This is a genomic window from Pantoea sp. Ae19-2 (genome assembly GCF_059801205.1).
The window spans coordinates 1-15,200 of the sequence record NZ_JBCHWE010000005.1; the positions used below are offsets into that span (position 1 = coordinate 1).

Sequence of the window (15,200 nt, forward strand, 5' to 3'; positions counted from 1 at the left end):
CGAATTCAGCTGGTGTCTGGTAATCCAGCGATGAATGGGGACGGCACTCGTTATAATCCTGCCGCCAGTCATTAATCGTTTTCCGGGCATGAAGAATATCGCTGAACCAGTGTTCATTCAGACACTCATCGCGAAAGCGTCCGTTAAAACTCTCAATAAATCCGTTCTGCGTTGGCTTACCTGCCTGGATAAGCCGGAGTTCCACACTATGCTCAAAGGCCCATTGATCGAGCGCGCGGCAGGTAAATTCCGGGCCCTGATCGGTTCTTATTGTCGTCGGATACCCCCGAAACAACGCGATGCTGTCCAGAATACGCGTGACCTGAACGCCTGAAATACCGAAAGCAGCGGTGATCGTCAGACACTCCTTCGTGAAATCATCCACACAGGTCAGGCACTTGATCCTTCGACCGTTGGCCAGTGCATCCATAACGAAATCCATCGACCATGTAAGATTCGGTGCATCCGGGCGCAGAAGCGGAAACCGTTCGGTCGCCAGCCCTCTACGGCGTCGTCTGCGTTTTACGCTCAGTCCATTAAGGTAGTAAATACGGTATACCCGCTTGTGATTGACGTGAAGGCCCTCCCTACGCAGCAACTGCCAGATGCGCCGATAACCAAAACGTCTGCGTTCAAGCGCCAGCTCGGTAATACGCCCAGATAAATGTGCATCAGCAGCCGGACGCTGAGCATCATAACGGCAGGTCGACAGGGACAAACCTGTAAGCCGGCAGGCACGACGTTGCGACAGACCGGTCGCATCACACATCAACACCACGGCTTCCCGCTTCTGGCCTGTCGTCAGTACTGTCGCCCCAGAGCCACCTGAAGCGCCTCCTTATCCAGCATGGCTTCGGCAAGCAGCTTCTTGAGCCTGGCGTTCTCTTCCTCAAGCGACTTCAGGCGCTTAACCTCGGGCACCTCCATACCGCCATACTTCTTACGCCAGGTGTAAAAGGTGGCGTCGGAAATGGCGTGCTTACGGCAGAGCTCACGGGCAGAAACCCCGGCTTCAGCCTCGCGGAGGATACTGATGATCTGTTCGTCGGAAAAACGCTTCTTCATGGGGATGTCCTCATGTGGCTTATGAAGACATTACTAACATCGGTGTGTATTAATCAACGGGGAGCAGGTCAGCTTGGCTAAAACTATCTCAGAAATCGAACAAGAGACAGGGATACCACAAGACCAGTTAGTAGATATTCTTAACGAAGAGTATGGGTATGTATCCCAAGATGACTCAGAGTCAATTGCTAACTTAAACAAGCAAATTGAGTTAGACAAAGCCGCCGATCGTCATGCCAAGGAAAAGAAGGTAAAGGTCAGTAAAAGAGCCGTGGTTAAAACCATCTACGACCGTGAAACGGGTAAATTAGCTAGAGATTTCAAAGAGGATAATGCAGGTAAAGAGCCCAGCTAGCAGGCTTGATATGCAGTGAGCCATTGAATCTGGTCATGCGGTATCGCTGATTTCCTTGGTAATTAGCGAGTACGTCAGCATTGCTTGGTATTAGGGGCATGTCAAAAAGGATTGATGTACTGTTTCTTCAGACCGGACAAAGACCGGATGTCACTTGTGGTGATGGAACCAGTCGAAGGTTGTTCATGGTGGGTATAGCGTTTGTTGGCAATTTGAAGCCTAACAGACAACAGCACCGTGACCGGAAGGGCTGGGAGTAGCTAAAGGGAAATGCTTAGGCTGGATGGAAGAGGCCGAGTGATGGTAACTGTGGCTAAGACGACCAGAAATCTACCGGAACCCCAGAAAGCAAAAAACCAGCCCGTAGGCTGGTTTCTTTAAATAGTGGTGCCCGGACTCGGAATCGAACCAAGGACACGGGGATTTTCAATCCCCTGCTCTACCGACTGAGCTATCCGGGCAACGGGCCGCATTAAACCGTAAAGGCCGCCAGGCGTCAACGGCTTTGTCATAAAAATTACCTAAAACTATGCTGATTGCCTGCTTTTCAGTCAAAGACAGCAAAAAGACGTGCTTCAGGTTAATGCCCCGCCGGTGCGGCACAGCGCAAAGCGCAGAATATCTTCCGCAAGGGTTCTGGCCGTGTCGATATCAGCCTGGCTACGCTTCACCAATAGCTTGCTCAGGCAGCCTTCCAGCACCAATTCCATTTGGTGCGCGACCATGGTTGGGTCGTCCACTTCCATTTGTGTGAGCAGCTCGTGCGTGTATTCCCAGGCCGCTTTTTTCTGCTGGTCCGCCAGTTGATGAATCGGGTGCGCGGCATCAGGGTAGAAGGTGCAGGCGGCAATAAACAGGCAGCCGGGATAACGCTGGTTGCTCACGCATTCGGTCAGGGCGTGGTAGCGCTTAAGCAGCTTTTGCTCCGGCGTTAACTCTTCGTCCAGCATCAGCTGACGCCGCCAGGCATCCACCTGCGAACTTAAGTAGCGCAGGGCGTCGTACAGCAGGGCTTCGCTGTCGGGCCAGAACTGGCGAATCTCAGCGAGCGGATAATCGGCTTCTTTCGCCACCATCTCCAGCGTCGTGCTGGCAATGCCTTTACGTTCAAGGACATGCAGGGCGTGCTCTAAAACTTCTTCGCGTTGCACGGTTTTCTCCTTACGTTTCCCAACGGATCAAGTGTTGTTTACTGGCTGCGATTGCGCAAATGCTCGCTGAACGCGGAGGCGTCCATAAAGCCTGTTACGCGGTCTGCCGGTTGTTCAACGCCGTTAGCATCAAAGAATAAAATGGTTGGCAGGCCAAGCACCTGTAAATGCTTCAGCAGGGCTTTGTCGTCGGCGTTATTTGCCGTGACATCGGCCTGCAGTAAAACGGTGCCAGACAGCGCTTTTTGCACCTGCGGATCGCTAAAGGTGTATTTCTCAAACTCTTTACACGCCACGCACCAGTCGGCGTACAAATCTAACATCACCGGTTTGCCTTTCGCCCCGGCTAGCGCGGCGTCGAGCTGCTCAACGTTGGCTATTTTGTTAAAGCTGAGGTGAGGGACGGATTGAACGGATGCCGGAGAGCCAAAAGCCCAGTCCTGCAGCGGACGAGCGGACACCAGCGCGGCACCCAGAAGAATAATTTGCAACACGCGTAGCCAGGACTTCTTCGCTCCAAGGCTGGTGATAAATGCCCAGCCGAAGAAGGCGACGCCCAGCAGGCCCCACAGCCTCAGCCCCCAGATGTCGCCCAGCACGCGTTCCAGCAGGAAGACCGGCAGCGCCAGAATCACAAAACCAAAGGCGGTTTTGACGCTTTCCATCCACGGCCCGCTTTTCGGCAGCAGGCGATTACCGAAGACGGTAATCAGGATTAGCGGCAGGCCCATGCCCAGCGCGTAAAGGTAAAGCGTGCCGCCGCCGAGCCACATATTTCCGCTTTGCGCGATGTACAGCAGGATAGCGCTAAGCGGCGCGGTGGTGCACGGCGAGCAGATAAGCCCGGCCAGCGCGCCCATAGCAAAGACGCCGCCCGCCGAGCCGCCCTGCTGGCGGTTGCTCATCAGCGCCAGGCGCGTTTGCAGCGACGAGGGCAGCTGCAGCGTGAACAGACCGAACATCGAGGCGGCGAGCAGGATAAAGAGCGCCGACAGGCCAATCAGCACGTATGGGTGCTGGAGTGCAGCCTGGAACTGGAGTCCTGCGGCGGCAACGACAAGACCGAGTGCGGTGTAGGTCAGCGCCATGCCCTGGACGTATACAAAAGCCAGCAGCAGCGCCCGGGCAGTGGACAGGCGTTGTTTACCACCTAGTACGATGCCGGAAATGAGCGGGTACATCGGCAGCACGCAGGGCGTGAAGGCGATGCCGATGCCGATCAGGAAGGCCCACAGCGCGGAGAAGGGGAGCGATGCGGGTGCGGAGCTGTCTGTTCCCCTCACCCCGGCCCTCTCCCCAGAAGGGGAGAGGGAGGAAGAAATATTGGCCTCGTCTCTTGATGGGGAGAGGGAGGAAGACACATTGGCATCATTAGCCGACGCAGCAATAGCACTCAACGGCACAACGCGCGTTTCCGGCGGATAGCAGAATCCGGCTTCGGCGCAGCCCTGGTAAGTGACGCTGACGGACGAACCTTTATTGGCGGCATTTACCGTAATGGGCAGAGTTAGCTGCTGGGTGAAGATCTCCGTTTTGCCGTAGAACTCATCTTCGTGCCAGGTGCCTTTAGGCATAACCAGGGGCGTAATGTCCGCGCTGGTGGGCACCACTTTGATCTGCTGGCGATAGAGATAATAGCCGGGTTTTATCTGCCAGCTGAGCGTCAGCTTGTGCTCGGCCTGCTGAAAGTCAAAGGCAAAAGCCTGGTCGACCGGGACAAACTGCGTTTTATTCTGGGCGTCAAACAGCCCGGCGAAGGCCTGCGAACTGCATAACAGCAGGACTAGCGTAATGATGCGTAGAGCCATGAGAGATATTCACTGTTTCCGTGTGCAACTGGCAGAACCAGTAGTTCTGGCGTTTGATAAGGGTGATGGGTTTTCAGGCAGGCAAGCAGTGCCTCCTGGTGTTCCACGTCGCTCTTGAGCAGCATTTGGACTTCGTACTCCTGCTCCAGCTTTCCTTCCCAGTAATAGAGCGAAGTTGCGCCCGGCAGCAGCGTCACGCAGGCGGCAAGTTTCTCCGCCAGCACTTTCGCGGCCAGATCCTGCGCGGTGGCTTCATCCGGGGCGGTACAGAGTACAACGACAGCCTGGGTCATCGACATCGCAAACCTCATCTGAGAAGAAAGTGCGATGACTATAACATGAGCAGAAGAAAACGGGCTGCATTGCAGCCCGCGTCTGGCGGAGATTTACAGTACGATCCCGCCGATGATAAAGCCGAGGATAACGCACAAAGTAATGGCAATGACGCCGGGGATCAGGAAGGCGTGGTTGAACACATATTTGCCGATACGGGTTGAGCCGGTGTCGTCCATTTCGACCGCTGCCAGCAGCGTCGGGTAGGTTGGCAGGACGAACAGCGCAGATACCGCTGCAAAAGAGGCGACGGCGGTTAATGGCGTGACGCCGAGCAGCAGGGCCGCAGGCATCAGCGCTTTCGTTGTGGCTGCCTGGGAATAGAGCAACGTGGCCGCGAAGAACAGCACCACAGCCAGCAGCCACGGGTAACCGTTCAGCAGGTCACCGGCAACCGCCTGAATGTCGCTGATATGGGACTTAACGAAGGTATCGCCCAGCCATGCAACGCCGAGTACGCAAATACAGGCGCTCATGCCGGACTTAAAGGTGCTGGCGTTCAGCACTTCGCCAGTGTCGATTTTACAGGTGATGCTAATCAGCGTGGCGATGGTGAGCATAAACACAACAATCGCTTCGTTACGCGGCAGAACCGGGTTCTGAATCAGGCCGACGGTGTCGCTGATCGCGGTGGCATAGAACATCACGGCGACAATACCGATCAGGAATAGCAGCACCGAACGCTTGGCGTGCGGCTTCAGTTCGAAGACCTGGCTACCGCGCAGCTTCACTTCGCCTTTGGCAAGACGTTCCTGGTAAACCGGATCGTCTTTCAGCTCGCAGCCGAGGAAGTTACACACCACCGCGGTTAGCATCACGGCAATCAGCGTGACCGGGATACAGATACCTAGCAGCGTCAGGTAGCTCACGCCCATCGGCTCCAGAATGCCGGCAAAAAACACCACTGCAGCGGAAATCGGCGATGCCGTAATGGCAATTTGTGAGGCGACAACGGCGATAGAAAGCGGGCGAGAAGGGCGAATGCCCTGCTCTTTTGCCACTTCGGTAATCACCGGCAGCGTGGAAAAGGCCGTGTGGCCGGTCCCGGCCAGAATGGTCATAAACCAGGTGACCAGCGGCGCAAGGAAGGTGATGTATTTCGGATGGCGGCGCAGCATGCGTTCCGCAAGGCTGACCAGGTAGTCCATGCCGCCCGCGACCTGCATGGCCGCAATCGCGGCGATCACCGCCATGATAATTTCAATCACGTCAAAGGGGATTGCCCCCGGTTTGATCTGGAAGATAAGGGTAAGCACCAGCACGCCGAGACCACCGGCAAAACCAATACCGATCCCTCCCAGCCTTGCCCCGAGATAGATCGCCAGCAGGACGACCACGAGTTCAGCACCAAACATAATTGCATCCTTGAGATTTAAATGAGATGAAAATGAAATGTTATGTTTTCGTATACCGTTAAAATGAAAAAGGCACGTCCGACTGGACGTGCCTTTTGGCGTTTATGTGGATGAGTTATTGTTCGCTTTCATCGGTATAGCGCTTAGCTTTGTAGACCGGGTGCATCAGGTTGTGGACGGAGAAGATATCGTCCAGCTCGGCTTCGGTCAGCAGGCCGCGCTCTAGCACGACCTCGCGCACGCTCTTGCCGGTTTCTGCGCAGATCTTGCCGACGATGTCGCCGTTGTGGTGGCCAATGAACGGGTTCAGGTAGGTCACGATACCGATGGAGTTGTACACGTAGCTCTCACACACTTCTTTATTCGCGGTGATGCCGTTAATGCATTTTTCCAGCAGGTTGTAGCAGGCGTTGGTCAGGATATGAATGGATTCGAACATTGCCTGGCCAATCACCGGCTCCATCACGTTCAGCTGCAGCTGACCTGCTTCGGATGCCATGGTCACCGTGGTGTCGTTGCCGATGACTTTGAAGCAAACCTGATTCACCACTTCCGGGACAACCGGGTTCACTTTGGCCGGCATAATAGAAGAACCCGCCTGCAGTTCTGGCAGGTTGATTTCGTTCAGGCCAGCGCGCGGGCCGGAAGAGAGCAGGCGCAGGTCGTTACAGATTTTGGACATTTTCACGGCCAGGCGCTTCAGGGAGCTGTGCACCATTACGTATGCGCCGCAGTCGGAAGTGGCTTCAATCAGGTCTTCTGCTGGTACGCAGGCCAGGCCGCTGACTTCTGCCAGTTTCTGTACGGCCAGCTGCTGGTAGCCATCTGGCGTGTTGAGGCGGGTACCGATGGCGGTTGCGCCAAGGTTCACTTCCAACAGCAGTTCAGCGGTGCGCAGCAGGTTTTTAGTCTCTTCAGTCAGCAGCACGTTGAACGCGTGGAACTCCTGACCGAGGGTCATCGGAACAGCGTCCTGAAGCTGGGTGCGGCCCATTTTCAGGATCTCAGAAAACTCAACCGCTTTACGCTGGAAGCCTTCGCCCAGCTGATTAATGGCATCGATCAGTTTCACGATGGAAGCGTAAACTGCGATGCGGAAGCCGGTTGGGTAGGCGTCGTTAGTGGACTGGCATTTGTTGACGTGGTCGTTCGGGTTCAGGAACTGGTATTCACCTTTCTGGTGGCCCATCAGTTCCAGACCGATGTTAGCGAGGACTTCGTTGGTGTTCATGTTGACGGAAGTACCGGCGCCGCCCTGGTAGACGTCTACCGGGAATTGATCCATGCATTTGCCGTTGTTCAGGACTTCATCACAGGCCTGAATGATGGTGTTCGCGATGCTCTTAGGAATGGTTTGCAGTTCCTTGTTCGCCATTGCCGCCGCTTTTTTTACCATCACCATACCGCGTACAAATTCCGGTATGTCACTGATTTTACTGTTGCTAATGTAGAAGTTTTCAATCGCTCTCAGAGTATGAACGCCGTAGTAGGCATCCGCTGGCACTTCCCTGGTACCCAACAAATCTTCTTCGATACGAATGTTATTTAACATGTGAACCTTCTTAGTAAAGCTGCAGATAAATGCACTGTTTTATTCACACACACGAAATGTGGTTGTGAGCTTAATAGGCCGACGATTATGTCCATATTCGACCGCGTTGACGTGATGATATGCTGATGATAGCGAAAAGCAGTAACCTGGATCACTTATTAAAAGCCGCCACGCATAACAATTATTAATATGTGATATAGGTCAACAGTTGAAAATTTCCAGAAAAAATTCACGCAATAAACATTGATCTTTGTCTACAGCGTCGCCATCTCCCTCCTACGCGTAATTGCTAATCTATTTTTCGCGAGACCATTAACGGGCTCGCCCGATGACAGGAGCGTATAGTGCGCTGGATCCCGTTTATTGCCGTTTTCCTTTATGTTTACATCGAAATTTCGCTGTTCATACAGGTGGCACACGTTTTGGGGGTCTTTATGACCCTGATTCTGGTCATTTTCACTTCGGTGATTGGCCTTTCTCTGGTGCGTAACCAGGGCTTTAAAAACCTGATGCTGATGCAGCAGAAGATGGCGGCAGGCGAAAGCCCTGCGGCGGAGATGATCAAAAGCGTCTCGCTGATCATGGCCGGTATTTTGCTGCTGTTGCCGGGCTTTTTTACCGACTTCCTCGGTCTGCTGCTGCTGTTGCCGCCGGTGCAAAAGCACCTCACGCTCAAGCTGATGCCGCATTTGCGCTTCTCCCGCATGCCTGGCGGCGGTTTTAGCGCCGGTAGTGAAGGGGGCAATACATTCGACGGTGAGTTCCAGCGTAAAGACGACGCGCCAAAGCGCCTCGACGACCAGCACCGGGATGATCGTTAAATTTTAGTTTTTTTTGTTTTCCCCCCTTGAAGGGGGGAAAGCGCATCCCCATTAATCAGGTCACCAGCCGATTACCCCTGTGGGACGGCGTTACCTAACTATCTGATACTGACTTTCTCAAAGGAGAGCTATCAATGAGCATTCGTCCATTACATGATCGTGTCATCGTCAAGCGTAAAGAAGTTGAGTCCAAATCTGCGGGCGGCATCGTTCTGACTGGCTCCGCAGCGGGCAAATCAACTCGTGGCGAGATCATCGCTGTCGGTAAAGGCCGCATCCTGGAAAACGGTAGCGTGCAGCCGCTGGACGTGAAAGTGGGTGACATCGTTATCTTCAACGATGGCTACGGCGTGAAGTCCGAGAAAATCGACAACGAAGAAGTGCTGATCATGTCCGAAAGCGACATCCTGGCAATTGTTGAAGCGTAATTTGACGCACGAACCTGAACGAATTTGAGGAATAGAAGAAATGGCAGCTAAAGACGTAAAATTCGGTAACGACGCTCGTGTAAAAATGCTGCGCGGCGTTAACGTACTGGCAGATGCAGTGAAAGTTACCCTCGGTCCTAAAGGCCGTAACGTGGTTCTGGATAAATCTTTCGGTGCACCGACCATCACCAAAGATGGCGTTTCCGTAGCGCGTGAAATCGAGCTGGAAGACAAGTTCGAAAACATGGGCGCACAGATGGTGAAAGAAGTTGCCTCTAAAGCGAACGACGCTGCAGGCGACGGTACCACCACCGCAACCGTACTGGCTCAGGCTATCATCACCGAAGGTCTGAAAGCCGTTGCTGCGGGCATGAACCCAATGGACCTGAAACGCGGTATCGATAAAGCCGTTGTTGCCGCTGTTGAAGAGCTGAAAGCGCTGTCCGTGCCGTGCTCTGACTCTAAAGCGATTGCTCAGGTTGGTACTATCTCCGCTAACTCCGACGAAACCGTAGGTAAACTGATCGCTGAAGCGATGGATAAAGTTGGTAAAGAAGGCGTGATCACCGTTGAAGACGGTACCGGTCTGGAAGACGAACTGGACGTGGTTGAAGGTATGCAGTTCGACCGCGGCTACCTGTCCCCATACTTCATCAACAAGCCAGAAACTGGCGCTGTTGAGCTGGAAAGCCCGTTCATCCTGCTGGCTGACAAAAAAATCTCCAACATCCGTGAAATGCTGCCAGTGCTGGAAGCCGTTGCGAAAGCAGGCAAACCGCTGGTTATCATCGCTGAAGATGTTGAAGGCGAAGCGCTGGCTACCCTGGTGGTTAACACCATGCGTGGCATCGTGAAAGTGGCTGCGGTTAAAGCACCTGGCTTCGGCGACCGCCGTAAAGCTATGCTGCAGGACATCGCTACCCTGACCGGCGGTACCGTTATCTCTGAAGAGATCGGTATGGAGCTGGAAAAAGCGACCCTGGAAGACCTCGGCCAGGCTAAACGCGTTGTGATCAACAAAGACACCACCACCATCATCGATGGCGTGGGTGAAGAAGCCGCTATTCAGGGCCGCGTTGGTCAGATCCGTAAGCAGATCGAAGAAGCAACTTCTGACTATGACCGCGAAAAACTGCAGGAGCGCGTAGCGAAACTGGCAGGCGGCGTAGCGGTAATCAAAGTTGGTGCTGCTACCGAAGTTGAAATGAAAGAGAAAAAAGCTCGCGTCGACGATGCCCTGCACGCTACCCGTGCTGCGGTTGAAGAAGGCGTGGTTGCTGGTGGTGGTGTAGCGCTGGTTCGCGTTGCCGCTAAACTGGCTGGCCTGACCGCTCAGAACGAAGACCAGAACGTGGGTATCAAAGTTGCGCTGCGCGCGATGGAAGCTCCTCTGCGTCAGATCGTTTCTAACGCCGGTGAAGAGCCATCCGTTGTCACCAACGCGGTGAAAGCGGGCGAAGGTAACTACGGTTACAACGCCGCGACCGAAGAATACGGCAACATGATCGATTTCGGTATCCTGGACCCAACCAAAGTTACCCGTTCTGCTCTGCAGTACGCGGCTTCCGTGGCGGGCCTGATGATCACTACCGAGTGCATGGTCACCGACCTGCCTAAAGGCGATGCTCCTGACTTAGGCGCTGCTGGTGGTATGGGCGGCATGGGTGGCATGGGCGGCATGATGTAATTCGCCTTAGCACCTTGTGTTAAAGAAACCCTCAGTCAGAAATGTCTGGGGGTTTTTTCTTTTGTTCACACTCTGGTATAAGTGCTTACCGGGCAATAACGGCTCAATACCTTGATTACGGGGAATAACATGCGCATGAAAGTCTCATCAGGAGTGGTTCTGGCAGCGCTGCTGCTGGCAGGATGTAGCACGGGCAATCAGCTTAGCTCCAGCGGCCAGAGCGTTCGTTTTGTTGAAGACAAACCAGGAAGCGAATGCCGTCTATTAGGCACCGCGACCGGGGAACAGAGCAACTGGCTGTCTGGCCAGCACGGCGATGAAGGCGGGTCTATGCGCGGCGCGGCAAACGCACTGCGTAACAATGCGGCCGAAATGGGCGGCAACGTGCTGTACGGCGTGAGCAGCCCAACCCAGACGCTGCTCTCGAGCTTTGCGCCAACGGCCAGCCAAATGACGGGTCAGGTTTATAAGTGCCCGAACTGATTCGGTAAGTATTACCCTCACCCCGGCCCTCTCCTTCAGGGAGAGGGAGAAAAATGGACGTGCTTTTACTGATAGATCGAGGAAGGACTTGCGGTTCCCTGTCACTGGTAAGGGATAAAGTCGTGGGGCTTTTTCTACAGTCGAAGGCGGCACTAAGCGGTTCCCTCTCCTGGGGGAGAGGGTTAGGATGAGGGCGTTAAGCTCTCACTTTTGCCGTAGCTGCAAATCCAGCGGCGTCTTACTTGGCTCCCCGCCTATTTCTCTCGCCAGCTTCGGCACCATATAGCCAGAAACCAGCGTCAGCAGCTCACGCATAATCGCCCGGGCCTCTTCGTCTTCTACCATAAAGTGCGCCGCACCTTGCACTCTGTCGAGCACGTGCAGGTAATACGGCATCACGCCCGCATTAAACAACGCATTACTAAGGTCGGCCAGGGTTTGTGCGTTGTCGTTCACGCCGCGCAGTAGCACGCTTTGATTCAGCAGCGTGACGCCCGCCAGGCGTAGCTTTGCCATCGCCGAGCGGAAATCGTCGCCAATTTCCTGGGCGTGGTTAATATGATTAACCAGCAGCACCTGAAGCGATGAGCGGGCGATTCTTGCTGCCAGCCCATCGGTAATACGCGCCGGGATGACAATCGGCAGGCGGCTGTGAATACGCAGGCGTTTGATATGAGGAATGGCCTCCAGCTCGCTCATCAGCCAGTCCAGTTCATGATCTTTGGCCATCAGCGGGTCGCCGCCGGAGAAAATAATTTCGTCCAGCTCAGGATGTTCGCTGATATACGCCAGCGCCGTTTGCCAGTTGCGTTTGTTGCCCTGGTTGTCGGCATACGGGAAGTGGCGGCGGAAACAGTAGCGGCAGTTTACGGCGCAGCCACCTTTCACCAGCAGCAAGGCGCGGTTGCGGTACTTATGCAGCAGCCCTGGGACAACGCTGTGTTGCTCTTCCAGCGGATCGGTGGTGAAACCGGGCGCGGCAACGAACTCCTGTTTTGCCGTCAAAACCTGACGCAGTAACGGGTCGTTGGGGTTACCTTTTTCCATGCGCGCGACGAAAGCGCGAGGGACGCGCAGGGCAAAAAGACGCCTTGCTTCACGCCCGGCAAGCAGTTCTTCATCGTCAGCTACATTTAAAATGTGCAGCAGTTCATCAGGATCGGTTATAACATCGGCAAGTTGCGTTAACCAATCTTCTCTGTGAGGGGGATTTAGGGTTACAATGTGTGCCATTTTTTTGGCTAAGCTACCAGTTAACAAATTCAGAGGGCCTTATGGCGACTTATTCTAGCAACGATTTCCGTGCCGGTCTTAAAATCATGATGGATGGCGAACCGTACGCGGTTGAAGCCAGCGAATTCGTAAAACCGGGCAAGGGCCAGGCATTCGCGCGCGTTAAGCTGCGTCGTCTGCTGACCGGTACCCGCGTTGAGAAAACCTTCAAGTCTACTGACTCTGCAGAAGGCGCTGACGTTGTCGATATGAACCTGACTTACCTGTACAACGACGGTGAGTTCTATCACTTCATGAACAACCAAACCTTCGAGCAGCTGGCTGCAGACGAAAAAGCCGTTGGCGAAAACGCTAAATGGCTGCTGGACCAGGCTGAGTGCATCGTGACCCTGTGGAACGGTCAGCCAATCTCCGTTACCCCACCGAACTTTGTTGAGCTGGAAATCGTTGAAACCGATCCAGGTCTGAAAGGTGACACTGCAGGGACCGGCGGCAAGCCAGCAACCCTGAGCACCGGCGCTGTGGTTAAAGTTCCGCTGTTCGTCCAGATCGGCGAAGTCATCAAAGTTGACACCCGTTCTGGTGAATACGTTTCTCGCGTGAAGTAATTCTCGTGAAGGTTCGCGGCGCGGTGCCTGAGGCTCGCGCCGCCGCTTTGTCAGGGCAGGGAAGATGAACCGTTTGTTGAAACAGATTCTTTTTATCTCGCTGCTGGCCGCTGCGCTGTCGGGTTGTAATACCACGCGTGGGTTTGGCGAAGACTTGCAACATCTCGGCGGCGCCATTGAGCGCGTAGCCAATAAATAGTCCCTGCCAGTTATCCGAAATCGCCTCGCTTTTCCTTCGTTGTTCATTTTTTTAGCTATGCTTAACAAGCTATACACAAACAACATAGTTATAAGGAAAAGCTCATGATTAAGAAAACCATTGCTGCGTTTTTCTCTCTCGTCGTTCTTTCATCCTTGTTGACCGCCTGTAACACCACCCGCGGCGTGGGCGAGGATATACAAAGCGGCGGTAAGGCTATTTCTGGTGCGGCAACAAAAGCGCAGGAATAATACTGTTCGGTACGGTGCTAGTGCCGTACCGTTATTCTAAAACAGCCTCCGGATTATTTAAAAAAAGCGATAATCTATTGTCGGCTCCCAGCTTTAATCGAATGTTTCGCTTATAGGTGTAAACCGTTTTTACGCTTATTTCCATCACTCTGGCAATATATTCGTTATTCGCCTCTTCCTTCCAGAGTTTTAATATTCTCTCTTCGCGTAAGGTCAGTAATGGCGTAATATGTCGTTTCACTTCACGGAATGGCGGGCGGGTCGCAATAGTCTGCTGAATCAATGCCGTTAATGCCGACAATGATACTGACTTATCCCAAATATCGTTAGTGCCTTGCGCCGCGCAGTACTCAGCAATGGTGGGGTGTTGCCCGCTTTGCAGCAGCAGCAGGCGCGTCGTATCGCCACAGGCAGAATAAATAGTCGAAAGCTGTTGGATATTATGCAATGCGGTTGAGAAACTGTTGAAGTCGGCGATCACCATATTCGGCTGCCATTTAATAATTTTTTCCCGGGCGAGAAGTAAACTGTCTGTCTCTGAAATACTCACTGCCGTAGCCAGATTATTTTTCTGATTGAGCAAGTGCGTCAGTCCCTGACGGCTGAAGTAACACCTATCAACCAATAATATTTTATACATTTTCACGCTTCACGTTAATCATTACTGCGGCGTTTGCAGGCTGGCAAACCACGTTTTATCATATGAATAAATTTGCCAAAATGAATCACGGAAATACGCGCGAATTCGCTGTCAATTCCAGGCTTAGCAAGGCCCAGCGAGTGAAACGATTATTTCATTGCGTAGCATTTGGATACGGATTTTCAGGCAGCCGTTTGGGTGCTAAAATCAGCTTCTCACCTAAGCCTTACGGGACGACCCGCAAGCGCATCTCACACCGGGGACGGCCCCATTTCTACTGGAGCTGTTATGGCCTGGATCGTACTGTTAATTGCCGGATTACTGGAAGTTGTTTGGGCGGTAGGACTGAAATATACCCACGGCTTTAGCCGCCTGTGGCCTAGCGTTATCACCATCGTCGCGATGGTTGTCAGCATGGCTTTGCTCGCCTGGGCGATGAAAACCCTGCCCACCGGCACGGCCTACGCTGTGTGGACCGGGATCGGTGCCGTCGGCGCGGCGATTACCGGCATTCTGCTGCTGGGAGAGTCGGCTAACCCGATGCGTCTGGCTAGCCTGGCTCTGATTGTGGTCGGGATCATTGGCTTGAAAATTTCCACGCATTAACTGCCTGGTTGTTTCACCCAAATCAATTTATCCACCGCAAAGCCCTGGCGAGCGGCGATAGCCAATAGCTGTTGCTTGAGATCGTGGCTGATGGTTGGTGTGCGGGACAGGATCCACAGATAGCTGAGGTCCGGCCCGCATACCAGCGCATGGCGATAGTCTTTATCCAGCGCAATCACGTTATAGCCGCCGTAAAACGGGCCAAAAAAGGAGACTTTCAGCGCAGCGACGCTCGGGTCTCCGGTGAAATAAGCCTTCCCTTCTGCCTGCTGCCACATCTGCCTGTCCGGGTTGAATCCCCGGTTTATCACGCGCAGGCCGCCGTCATCCATAAAACTGTAGGTGGCCGTGACCTGATTCAGGCCGCTTTCAAAGCTGTGGTCCATTCGCGCAATTTCATACCAGGTGCCGATAAAGCGTTTTGCCTCGAAGTTTTGCACGACCGTGACGCTGGGGGGAGGAGTTGGTGAGCTACAGGAGACAACGAATAATGCGACCGCAAGCGCGGTGAAAGCGGGCCAAATGCGCATAGCAGATTCCTTCCGAGGTTTTTTAGCTAAGTGTAGATGGCGACAGGAAATAAAGTGTGAGCGAAGCCGGAAATAATACGGCCTGTGTTCAACAG

Annotated in this window: 18 protein-coding genes and 1 tRNA gene; 9 read left to right on the forward strand and 10 right to left on the reverse strand. The window is 53.8% G+C overall.

Translation table 11 applies throughout. The features are described 5' to 3' along the window. Nucleotides 1-1,065 (reverse strand): IS3 family transposase gene (locus AAIE03_RS23660; protein ID WP_498563264.1). Its coding sequence is split into 2 segments (ribosomal slippage), with 1,066 coding nucleotides annotated over them: nucleotides 1-810 and nucleotides 810-1,065; the frame shifts between segments, so codons are not numbered across the junction. This gene is flagged as partial in the annotation. A gap of 73 nt (nucleotides 1,066-1,138) precedes the next feature. On the opposite strand from AAIE03_RS23660, the gene AAIE03_RS23665 reads away from it, so the two are divergent. Next, nucleotides 1,139-1,420, forward strand: coding sequence for a hypothetical protein (locus AAIE03_RS23665; protein ID WP_498563265.1), 282 nt, complete (start codon nucleotides 1,139-1,141; stop codon nucleotides 1,418-1,420). Between the two features lie 385 nt (nucleotides 1,421-1,805). Here the strand turns inward: AAIE03_RS23665 and AAIE03_RS23670 are convergent. The 6 genes from AAIE03_RS23670 to aspA all read right to left on the reverse strand — a co-directional run bounded on the left by AAIE03_RS23670 (nucleotide 1,806) and on the right by aspA (nucleotide 7,619). Next, nucleotides 1,806-1,881 (reverse strand) — tRNA-Phe (locus AAIE03_RS23670). A gap of 114 nt (nucleotides 1,882-1,995) precedes the next feature. Continuing rightward, nucleotides 1,996-2,571 carry a transcriptional regulator gene (locus AAIE03_RS23675; protein ID WP_498563266.1) on the reverse strand — a complete coding sequence of 192 codons (576 nt, stop codon included), beginning with the start codon at nucleotides 2,569-2,571 and terminating at the stop codon, nucleotides 1,996-1,998. 38 nt (nucleotides 2,572-2,609) lie between these two features. Next, nucleotides 2,610-4,379, reverse strand: a complete 1,770-nt coding sequence (locus tag AAIE03_RS23680) for a protein-disulfide reductase DsbD (protein ID WP_498563267.1) — start codon at nucleotides 4,377-4,379, stop codon at nucleotides 2,610-2,612. Then, nucleotides 4,355-4,678, reverse strand: a complete 324-nt coding sequence (cutA, locus tag AAIE03_RS23685) for a divalent cation tolerance protein CutA (protein ID WP_008453776.1) — start codon at nucleotides 4,676-4,678, stop codon at nucleotides 4,355-4,357. Before cutA ends, AAIE03_RS23680 begins: the two co-directional genes overlap by 25 nt. A gap of 87 nt (nucleotides 4,679-4,765) precedes the next feature. Continuing rightward, nucleotides 4,766-6,067 carry an anaerobic C4-dicarboxylate transporter gene (locus tag AAIE03_RS23690; RefSeq protein ID WP_008453775.1) on the reverse strand — a complete coding sequence of 434 codons (1,302 nt, stop codon included), beginning with the start codon at nucleotides 6,065-6,067 and terminating at the stop codon, nucleotides 4,766-4,768. Between the two features lie 115 nt (nucleotides 6,068-6,182). Continuing rightward, nucleotides 6,183-7,619, reverse strand: coding sequence for an aspartate ammonia-lyase (gene aspA / locus AAIE03_RS23695; RefSeq protein WP_008453774.1), 1,437 nt, complete (start codon nucleotides 7,617-7,619; stop codon nucleotides 6,183-6,185). Between the two features lie 344 nt (nucleotides 7,620-7,963). Between aspA and AAIE03_RS23700 the strand changes: the two genes are divergently transcribed. The 4 genes from AAIE03_RS23700 (at nucleotide 7,964) to AAIE03_RS23715 (ending at nucleotide 11,038) form a co-directional block, all read left to right on the forward strand. After that, nucleotides 7,964-8,440: an FxsA family protein gene (locus AAIE03_RS23700; protein ID WP_166993188.1), complete on the forward strand. Its 477-nt coding sequence runs from the start codon at nucleotides 7,964-7,966 to the stop codon at nucleotides 8,438-8,440. Between the two features lie 134 nt (nucleotides 8,441-8,574). Next, nucleotides 8,575-8,868, forward strand: coding sequence for a co-chaperone GroES (locus AAIE03_RS23705; RefSeq protein ID WP_008453772.1), 294 nt, complete (start codon nucleotides 8,575-8,577; stop codon nucleotides 8,866-8,868). Between the two features lie 40 nt (nucleotides 8,869-8,908). Continuing rightward, complete coding sequence (gene groL / locus AAIE03_RS23710) at nucleotides 8,909-10,555, forward strand: chaperonin GroEL (RefSeq protein WP_008453770.1); 1,647 nt, start codon at nucleotides 8,909-8,911, stop codon at nucleotides 10,553-10,555. 129 nt (nucleotides 10,556-10,684) lie between these two features. Further along, nucleotides 10,685-11,038, forward strand: coding sequence for a DUF4156 domain-containing protein (locus AAIE03_RS23715; protein WP_008453768.1), 354 nt, complete (start codon nucleotides 10,685-10,687; stop codon nucleotides 11,036-11,038). A 204-nt stretch (nucleotides 11,039-11,242) separates the two neighbouring features. Here AAIE03_RS23715 and epmB read toward each other — a convergent pair whose 3' ends face one another. Beyond that, a complete protein-coding gene (epmB, locus tag AAIE03_RS23720) occupies nucleotides 11,243-12,271 on the reverse strand; it encodes an EF-P beta-lysylation protein EpmB (protein ID WP_166877414.1) in 1,029 nt (342 codons plus the stop codon). Nucleotides 12,272-12,312: 41 nt separating this feature from the next. Here epmB and efp point away from each other — a divergent pair, with 41 nt between their 5' ends. From efp to ecnB, 3 genes are all read left to right on the forward strand, one after another. Further along, nucleotides 12,313-12,879, forward strand: coding sequence for an elongation factor P (efp, locus tag AAIE03_RS23725; RefSeq protein ID WP_008453764.1), 567 nt, complete (start codon nucleotides 12,313-12,315; stop codon nucleotides 12,877-12,879). A 64-nt stretch (nucleotides 12,880-12,943) separates the two neighbouring features. After that, nucleotides 12,944-13,078, forward strand: a complete 135-nt coding sequence (locus AAIE03_RS23730) for an entericidin A/B family lipoprotein (protein ID WP_039289517.1) — start codon at nucleotides 12,944-12,946, stop codon at nucleotides 13,076-13,078. 104 nt (nucleotides 13,079-13,182) lie between these two features. Then, entirely contained in the window at nucleotides 13,183-13,329 is a 147-nt protein-coding gene (gene ecnB, locus AAIE03_RS23735; RefSeq protein WP_008453759.1) for a lipoprotein toxin entericidin B, read from the forward strand. A gap of 31 nt (nucleotides 13,330-13,360) precedes the next feature. Here the strand turns inward: ecnB and AAIE03_RS23740 are convergent, their stop codons facing one another. After that, nucleotides 13,361-13,969, reverse strand: a complete 609-nt coding sequence (locus AAIE03_RS23740; protein WP_498563268.1) for a LuxR C-terminal-related transcriptional regulator — start codon at nucleotides 13,967-13,969, stop codon at nucleotides 13,361-13,363. A gap of 288 nt (nucleotides 13,970-14,257) precedes the next feature. Here AAIE03_RS23740 and sugE point away from each other — a divergent pair, with 288 nt between their 5' ends. After that, on the forward strand, nucleotides 14,258-14,575 hold the full coding sequence (sugE, locus tag AAIE03_RS23745; RefSeq protein ID WP_498563269.1) for a quaternary ammonium compound efflux SMR transporter SugE: 318 nt from the start codon (nucleotides 14,258-14,260) through the stop codon (nucleotides 14,573-14,575). On the opposite strand, the gene blc is transcribed toward sugE, so the two are convergent. After that, nucleotides 14,572-15,105 (reverse strand): outer membrane lipoprotein Blc, encoded by a 534-nt coding sequence (blc, locus tag AAIE03_RS23750; RefSeq protein WP_166993193.1) that lies wholly within the window; start codon nucleotides 15,103-15,105, stop codon nucleotides 14,572-14,574. The genes sugE and blc overlap by 4 nt on opposite strands. Nucleotides 15,106-15,200: the final 95 nt, after the last annotated feature.

Excerpts from the sequence above, each read along its gene's own strand:
- AAIE03_RS23690 (WP_008453775.1), bottom strand. The coding sequence starts at position 6,067 with ATGTTTGGTGCTGAACTCGTGGTCGTCCTGCTGGCGATCTATCTCGGG.
- AAIE03_RS23680 (WP_498563267.1), bottom strand. The coding sequence starts at position 4,379 with ATGGCTCTACGCATCATTACGCTAGTCCTGCTGTTATGCAGTTCGCAG.
- ecnB (WP_008453759.1), top strand. The coding sequence starts at position 13,183 with ATGATTAAGAAAACCATTGCTGCGTTTTTCTCTCTCGTCGTTCTTTCA.
- cutA (WP_008453776.1), bottom strand. The coding sequence starts at position 4,678 with ATGTCGATGACCCAGGCTGTCGTTGTACTCTGTACCGCCCCGGATGAA.
- AAIE03_RS23740 (WP_498563268.1), bottom strand. The coding sequence starts at position 13,969 with ATGTATAAAATATTATTGGTTGATAGGTGTTACTTCAGCCGTCAGGGA.
- AAIE03_RS23730 (WP_039289517.1), top strand. The coding sequence starts at position 12,944 with ATGAACCGTTTGTTGAAACAGATTCTTTTTATCTCGCTGCTGGCCGCT.
- sugE (WP_498563269.1), top strand. The coding sequence starts at position 14,258 with ATGGCCTGGATCGTACTGTTAATTGCCGGATTACTGGAAGTTGTTTGG.
- AAIE03_RS23715 (WP_008453768.1), top strand. The coding sequence starts at position 10,685 with ATGCGCATGAAAGTCTCATCAGGAGTGGTTCTGGCAGCGCTGCTGCTG.
- blc (WP_166993193.1), bottom strand. The coding sequence starts at position 15,105 with ATGCGCATTTGGCCCGCTTTCACCGCGCTTGCGGTCGCATTATTCGTT.
- AAIE03_RS23705 (WP_008453772.1), top strand. The coding sequence starts at position 8,575 with ATGAGCATTCGTCCATTACATGATCGTGTCATCGTCAAGCGTAAAGAA.
- groL (WP_008453770.1), top strand. The coding sequence starts at position 8,909 with ATGGCAGCTAAAGACGTAAAATTCGGTAACGACGCTCGTGTAAAAATG.
- efp (WP_008453764.1), top strand. The coding sequence starts at position 12,313 with ATGGCGACTTATTCTAGCAACGATTTCCGTGCCGGTCTTAAAATCATG.
- aspA (WP_008453774.1), bottom strand. The coding sequence starts at position 7,619 with ATGTTAAATAACATTCGTATCGAAGAAGATTTGTTGGGTACCAGGGAA.
- epmB (WP_166877414.1), bottom strand. The coding sequence starts at position 12,271 with ATGGCACACATTGTAACCCTAAATCCCCCTCACAGAGAAGATTGGTTA.